The organism is Fictibacillus sp. NRS-1165, from assembly GCF_050468105.1.
GTDB classification, from domain to species: domain Bacteria; phylum Bacillota; class Bacilli; order Bacillales; family Fictibacillaceae; genus Fictibacillus_C; species Fictibacillus_C terrinigri.
In genome coordinates this window covers 1-1,895 of sequence record NZ_JBDPNU010000089.1, presented here as the reverse complement: position 1 = coordinate 1,895, position 1,895 = coordinate 1, and the positions used below count along the sequence as shown (strand labels likewise).

General features: G+C 47.9%; 3 protein-coding genes. All 3 read right to left on the bottom strand.

All coding sequences use genetic code 11. The features are described 5' to 3' along the window. Positions 1-577, bottom strand: a 577-nt coding sequence (locus ABHN01_RS24295; protein WP_429877681.1) for an alpha/beta fold hydrolase, incomplete at its 3' end; no start/stop codon positions are given. Positions 578-599: 22 nt separating this feature from the next. Further along, on the bottom strand, positions 600-1,454 hold the full coding sequence (locus ABHN01_RS24290; protein ID WP_429877680.1) for a sugar phosphate isomerase/epimerase family protein: 855 nt from the start codon (positions 1,452-1,454) through the stop codon (positions 600-602). Between the two features lie 28 nt (positions 1,455-1,482). Beyond that, a partial coding sequence (locus ABHN01_RS24285; protein ID WP_429877679.1) for a zinc-binding dehydrogenase occupies positions 1,483-1,895 on the bottom strand: 413 nt, incomplete at its 5' end.

The following is a 1,895-nucleotide window of genomic DNA, read 5'->3' as shown; positions in this document are numbered from 1 at the left end:
CAGTAGGGTCATAACATTCATGTCTAATAAAGTGAGAAAAATAGGCTTTTTCACGTCCGCTAATTAAAAGTTCAGGAAAATCACGCACATTGTAAAAATTGATATGCCAAATCCAATGATTTGTTTTTACATTCTCAAGGGTTAAATGGGACCACTCTTCAAGACCGAACCCGGGAAGAAGCATTTCCTGATACACTAGTTTTTTTACTCGTTCAGGATATTTCGCCGTCAACGCATAAGCAGCTGCCGCTCCCCAATCCTCACCTACAAGATAGAACGTTTCGTGGCCCAACGCCGTCATAAGCTGAGCAATATCCTCGGCCATATTGGGCATATCATATCCATCGAGCGTACGGCCCGAATCCCCGAACCCGCGAAGGTCGGGTACGACAACCGTGTAGTTCCCGGATAGCTTCGGCACCACATTTCGCCAGTAATACGACGTCTTGGGAACACCATGCAAGAGGACAACCGGTTCCCCTTGTCCAGCTGTATAGTAGTGAAGACGAACACCATTTACTGTTTCACGGCCATGGATAACAGGTTCACCGTTATGGTCTTTAATTTTTTGCGCCATTTCGATCTCTCCCTTTTAATTGTTATAAACTCACAATCTTTCGTTTATCCTGCAGCTTCGATTTCAAAAACTCAATCGACGTTTTGGCGTACCAGTCTGGTTCCGACTGTCTGGTATGAAACCCAACCTCCATGGACAAGTAGCCGTCATATTTAATATCCTTCAAAGCCTTTATTACGGCATCAAAGTCCCCTCTGCCCTGTCCGGGAGGAAGGCGGTCATTATCCGAAATGTGAACATGGTGCAGCTGATCGGCCATCCGGTAGATATAGTCACTGGGCACTTCGTTTCGATAGAGAGCATGGAAGGTATCAAACATGACTTTTACATTAGAGGCGCCTGTCTGCTCGCTTAACAGCAGAGCATCATCCGCTGTTTCAATAAGATTGCTGTCTGCGGGAGTGGGTTCGACCACCAGTGTTATACCAAGCTCCTCCGAAAATTTCGCCACTTCCCCCAATCCTTCCAGGCTGTAATTCCAGGCGTCCTTTTGTGAAGTTCCATGAACCACCCAGCCCGCAACATAGATGACAGTCGGACACTCCCATTCATGAGCGAGCTGCACAATCTTTTTGTAATGATTAATCGTGAATTCCCGTTCTTCGGCAAGCGGAGAACTGACATTCATGCCGGGACCGCCCCCTGGTGCAGGAAGCATCGCCGATACCTTCAAATCCTTTTGCTTTAGAAGCTTGAGCACCTCCTGCCTTCTGTCGCCTGATAAATAATCAGGCCAGGCATGGGGGCTCGCACACCCGATTTCGATCGCATCATAGCCAAAGGAAGACAGCCTGCTTATGACCTCATCCAACGGATAGGAAGGTACCCAAACCGGAAAACTGCTGTACACCCATGTATTAAAAGATATTCCTTTCACTTCTACATCTCCTCTCTCTTGAAACGGGTCATTCCCAAACAAAAACCGCCTTTTCTGTCTTCCGTTCATCAAAGAGTTGGAAGGCGCGTTCCGCTTCTTCCAGTTTGAACGTGTGTGTCACCAGCTTTTCGACAGGCAATTCCTTTTTGATGATAAAATCTGCAATTTCGTCATACTCATGGATGGGAAAGTACCATGAGCCAATTAACGTAATCTGCTTGCGGATGAGCTGGTCACTCGGTTTGATCGTTGTTTCCCTGCTTTCTCCTATAAAAGCGACCCTGCCGTGGGCTCTGACACAGTCCAGCGCATTGTTTTCGGCATATGGACTTCCCGAACAGTCGATCGCCGCGTCTGCTCCCGTGCCATGGGTGATGCGGGCAATCTCATTCAGCACATCAGCTTCGCCACCGTTGATGACATGGTCTGCTCCCAGCTCTT